4 protein-coding genes and 1 pseudogene are annotated in these 4,719 nt (G+C 74.0%); 1 reads left to right on the forward strand and 4 read right to left on the reverse strand.

Features of this window, described 5'->3' with window-relative positions:
* Positions 1 to 105: 105 nt before the first annotated feature.
* The 3 genes from ACFT55_RS19095 to ACFT55_RS19105 all read right to left on the reverse strand — a co-directional run bounded on the left by ACFT55_RS19095 (position 106) and on the right by ACFT55_RS19105 (position 1,893).
* Positions 106 to 684, reverse strand: coding sequence for an RES domain-containing protein (locus tag ACFT55_RS19095; protein ID WP_380245427.1), 579 nt, complete (start codon positions 682 to 684; stop codon positions 106 to 108).
* A gap of 44 nt (positions 685 to 728) precedes the next feature.
* Entirely contained in the window at positions 729 to 1,253 is a 525-nt protein-coding gene (locus ACFT55_RS19100) for a hypothetical protein (RefSeq protein ID WP_380245428.1), read from the reverse strand.
* Between the two features lie 76 nt (positions 1,254 to 1,329).
* On the reverse strand, positions 1,330 to 1,893 hold the full coding sequence (locus ACFT55_RS19105) for a GNAT family N-acetyltransferase (protein WP_380245429.1): 564 nt from the start codon (positions 1,891 to 1,893) through the stop codon (positions 1,330 to 1,332).
* Between the two features lie 366 nt (positions 1,894 to 2,259).
* On the opposite strand from ACFT55_RS19105, the pseudogene ACFT55_RS19110 reads away from it, so the two are divergent.
* Positions 2,260 to 3,762: pseudogene (locus ACFT55_RS19110) on the forward strand (SpoIIE family protein phosphatase); the annotation flags it as partial.
* A 48-nt stretch (positions 3,763 to 3,810) separates the two neighbouring features.
* Here the strand turns inward: ACFT55_RS19110 and ACFT55_RS19115 are convergent.
* Positions 3,811 to 4,692, reverse strand: a complete 882-nt coding sequence (locus ACFT55_RS19115; protein ID WP_380245430.1) for an amidohydrolase family protein — start codon at positions 4,690 to 4,692, stop codon at positions 3,811 to 3,813.
* Positions 4,693 to 4,719: the final 27 nt, after the last annotated feature.

A 4,719-nucleotide genomic window follows, 5' to 3' on the forward strand; every position in this document is an offset into this window, starting at 1 on the left:
GCGCGGCGCTGGCCGCGGGCCGAACTCCTGCCCGAGTGTCTCGTCGCATGGCCAACCTTCCTCGCGTCACGACCTTCGATGGAACCATGCCGGACTGTCGCAGCCCTAGTCAGGCTGGACGACGGTCGTCTCCGCGAGCGAAGGCGTGTCCAGCACCGAGATCCGCATGGAGTCGACGACCGTTCGTAGAGGGGTCGGGTGCGGGTCGACGGGCCAGTCAGCTCCGCCCGCCGTCCCGAACAGGGCCACGCCGCGCGGAGTGGCCGTGCTGAACCGGAGCGTGTGCCAGATCCCGTCGAACCCGGCGGCGTCGAAGGCTCGTGCCCACGCTTGGGGCACGTCGTAGGGCGTCATGTGGCACAGCTCGTTGCTGATGACGCCGTGGGAGATGGCGTCCTGGTGGTGGGTGTGCGCGAGGCGCATGTCCCGCGGGAGGGTGAGTGCCGAGACGTACCGGTCGCGCAGGAGGGCCGCCGCGACGAACCCGGCGTCTGCGACGTCGGCACCGATGAACTCGCGTGCGGCGGCCTCGGGGCGCGAGGCGAGGTAGCAGGTGCCGCGGGGAGGGTCGAGGTCGAACCGGCCCTTGCGGTTCGAGCTGAAGTACCACGGCGGCAGGTGGTGCTGGCGGTACCACAGACGGCCGGCCTGGATCCTCTTGTGAGGGAATGCAGCAAGGTCCACTCCTTGGCGGGGTGGACCTTGCTGCGTCTCGTCGCGCCGCTGCGTCATGCGGCGGCCGACCAGCGGTCGGCGGTCTCTACGGCCAGGTCGACCGCGACGCTGCCATAGCGTTCCCACGCTGCGGGATCGGTGACCACCTGTCGCGGCGTCTGGCCGTCGAGGGCGGCCGCCGGCGTCGCGAACCAGGTGGCGCGGATCCATCCGTCCTGGTCATCGATCGCGCCCAGCGGCCCCAGCAGGTCGAGGACCTCGGGCCGTACCCGACCCCGGTCGAACTGGAACACCGGGAACAGGCTGTGATGGTCCCGCGTGATCACGCGCAGCAGCCCGTTTCGCCTCCGGCGCTGGTCGACAGCCTGACGCGTCACGTCCCCGAACAGCCGCCGCACGCCCGCGATGTCGTAGAAGGGGCCCACGAGCGCGTCGTAGGTGGTCCGCCTGGGCAACGCCCCGACCATGGCGCGAGCGATCTCGACGACGTCGTCCGTGCGGGGCTCGACGTCGTCCGGCAGCTGCGCGATCTGACGAGCCACCTCCTCGGTGAGCTCCTGCTTGAACTGTGTCGACATCGCACGTCCCTCCACTGTCAACGCCGTCAACCCAGGCTAAGGCGCGTCGTCAACGGCGTCAATCTAGATCGCTCGATCAGGACGGGCGCGACCCGAGCGCCTCCCACTCCGGGCCCAGGACGGACCACACCTCGATGTCCTGCCGCACGCCGCGATACTCGTGGTGCTCGCGCAGCACGCCGTCGCGCTGCATCCCCAGCCGGCGGGCGACGGCGATGCTCGGCGCGTTGCCCGACGCCGCCCACCACTCGACGCGGTGGATGCCGCGCTCCCGGATCGCCCAGTCGATGATCAGCCGCGACGCTCGCGTCACCAGGCCGCGCCCCACCGCCGCCGGCTCCAGCCAGCAGCCCGCCTCGGCCGTGCCCTGCGCCACGTCGAACGTGCGGAACAGGACCCCGCCCACGAGCCTCCCGTCCCACCAGATCCCGTAGAGCCGTCCGGTGTCCGTGGCCGCCTTCTGCGCGTACGCGGCGAGGAACGAGCGGCTGCTCTCAAGGTCGGTGATCCGGTCGGGCAGGCCGACGAACTGCCCGATGAACTCCCGGCCGCGGTCGATGCTCGCCAGCAGCTCCTCCGAGTGCCACGGCTCCAGCGGGCGCAGCTCGGCGCCGTCGTCCCCGAGGGACCTCGCGAACATCGTTCCTCCACAGCGTCGGGACGTCGTCGGGACGTCGCCGCAACGCGCGCCGCCGACGAGAACGGCACGAGCGTAGCGAGGCCCTGGTCACGTCCGCGTCCGCCCCCGGGTGCGTTCGGCCTGGTCGGCGCAAGAACGGCCGGGCGACGCCGAAAAACGTCCGCGCAGATACCGGGCCGGGGCCCCGCGCCTCGCTACGATTCGGCCGTGGAGTCGGGATGGTTCGAGGCGGCGACGGCGGGCAGCGCGGTCGGCCGGGAAGCCCGGGCGGTCGCGTGGGACAACACCCCGCTGGGCCCGCCGAGCGGGTGGCCGGTCGCGCTGCGGCATGCCGTCCGGCTGTGCTTCTCGACGCGCTTCCCCGTGATGCTGGTGTGGGGCCCGGACCTCACCCTGATCTACAACGACGGCTACCGCGACATGCTCGGCACGGACAAGCACCCGGGCGCGCTGGGAGCGCCGGCCGCGGCGGTCTGGGCGGAGATCTGGGACGACGTCGGCCCGCTGTTCGAGCGCGTCCTCGCCACGGGGGAGCCGACGTGGAGCCGGGACCTGTCCCTGCACATGAACCGGTCGGGGTTCGACGAGGAGACCTACTTCACCTTCTCCTACAGCCCCCTGCTGGACGACGAGGGTCGGATCGCCGGCGTCCTCGACATCGCGACGGAGACCACGCAGGAGGTCGTGATCCAGCGCCGGCTCGGCACGCTGGGGGAGGTGCACGCCGCGCTCCCGACGACGTTCGACGACCTACCCACGTTCCTGCGTCCCGTGCTCGACCTCCTGGCTCGCAGCGCCGACGTGTCACGCGCGGCGGTCTACGACGCGTCCGGCCTGGACCTCGTCCTGGAGGCCGGAGCCGCCGCGGTCGCAGGCGAGCGCGACCTCGTCGCCCGTGCCCTCGGCTCGGGCCAGCGGCTGACGTCCGAGGGCGCGGTGGTGAAGCCGGTGCGCTCCGGGGTCGGCAGGGGCATCCTCGCCGTGCTGGTGCTGCACCCCACGTCGACGCGGCCCTGGGACGCCGACTACGCACGCTTCCTGGCCGTCCTGGCCACGACGATCGCGGCGACCCTGCGCGACGTCGTCCGGCGCCGGGCCGCGGACGACGACCTCCGCCGTCGTGCCCGGCGCTCTGAGGAGGAGCGGGTACGGGCCACCGAGGTCTCCCTCGCCCTGCAGCGGGCCGTGCTCACCGACCCGCCGCAGCTCGACGACCTCCAGGTGGTGGTGCACTACCAGCCGGCGGCCCTGGAGCGGGACATCGGCGGCGACTGGTACGACGCCTTCGCGACGCGGGACGGCGCGACCACGCTCGTCATCGGCGACGTCGTCGGCCACGACCTCGGGGCCGCGGTGGCGATGGGGCAGCTGCGCGCCCTCGTGCGGGCCATCGCCTACGACAACAGCAGCGAGACCCCGGCGCGGGTCCTCGAGCGGGTGGACGCGGCCGTCGACGGGCTGCTCGTCGAGGGGGCGGGCACGGCGACGGTGCTGGTCGCCCGGGTCGAGCAGACGGAGGACCAGCAGCGCCGCGGGGCGCGCACGGTGCGATGGTCCAGCGCCGGTCACCTGCCCCCGGTCCTGGTCCGCGCCGACGGGACGAGCGAGGTGCTCTGGGTCCGCAACGACCTCGTGCTCGGCGTGATGCCGACCACGGCCCGTCGGGACCACGTCGTCGAGGTCCGGCCGGGCGACACGCTGGTGCTGTACACCGACGGACTCGTCGAGAACCGCGGCGACTCGCTGCGGCTGCGGGTGGCGCGGCTCGCCCGCGTGCTGGAGGGCACGCACGCGGCCGAGCTCGACGACCTGCTGGCCGCCGCGCTGACGGGGATGCTGTCCGAGACGGTCGAGGACGACGTCGCCATCGTCGCCGTGCGTCCCCGACCGGAGGGTGCGGCGGCGTCGTCCGGGCGGTCAGGCGACGACGCCGTAGAGGCGGCGGGCCGTCCCGGACCAGAGGGCGTCCTCGCCGGCCCCGGAGAGGGGCGGGAGGGCGCGGGCGGTGCGGTGCACGACCTCGTCGTAGAGGGCGACGCGCGCTGACATCGGCCAGTCGCTGCCGAACATCAGCCGTTCCGGGCCCAGCAGCGCCACGGCGGCGCCGACGGCCACGGCGAGGCGGGCGTCGTCGTCGGGCGCCGTCGTGAGGAGACCGGACAGCTTGGCGTGCGCGCGCGGGTGCGCGGCGAGGGCGGCGAGCCCGTCGTGCCAGGCGCCGTCGGGCGCCCCGGCGCCGAGCCCCAGATGACAGACGACGACGTCGAGCGCGGGGTGGCGGGCCGCGAGGGCCGCGACGGCAGGGAGCTGCGCGGGCCGCACGAGCGTCTCGAGCACCCGGCCCGTCGCGGCCAGGCCCTCGCACAGGGTGTCGAGACCGGCGACGTCGGACAGGTCCGCGGCGCCGCCCGGGACGGCGAGCCGGACGCCCGCGACCCGGGCGGCTACCCCCGCGGCGTCGTCGTCGACCACCGGCTGCGCCGCCCCGGCCCACGCGGCGGGGTCGCCGGGACGGGCGTCGTACTGCAGCACGACCGGCCCGGGCAGCGGACCGTGGGCGTCGGCCTGCCGCACCAGCCAGCGCGCCTCGTCCTCGGTGTCGGCGGCCTGCACGGCGACGGCGGCGCGGACCGGCACCGGCGACGTCCCGGTGGCGCGCGCGAGGTCGTCGGCCCCGACCCGGGCGGGCAGGCCGAGGCCGTCCCGGAACCAGGAGATCTGCACGGCAGCCGTGTCCCACAGGTGGACGTGCGCGTCCACGACCCCGCCCACCGTCCCGCCGAACAGGTGGTTACTCACGTTCTCAGCGTTGGGAACGTGAGTAAC

This window comes from Isoptericola sp. NPDC057191, assembly GCF_042670225.1.
GTDB lineage: Bacteria > Actinomycetota > Actinomycetes > Actinomycetales > Cellulomonadaceae > Isoptericola.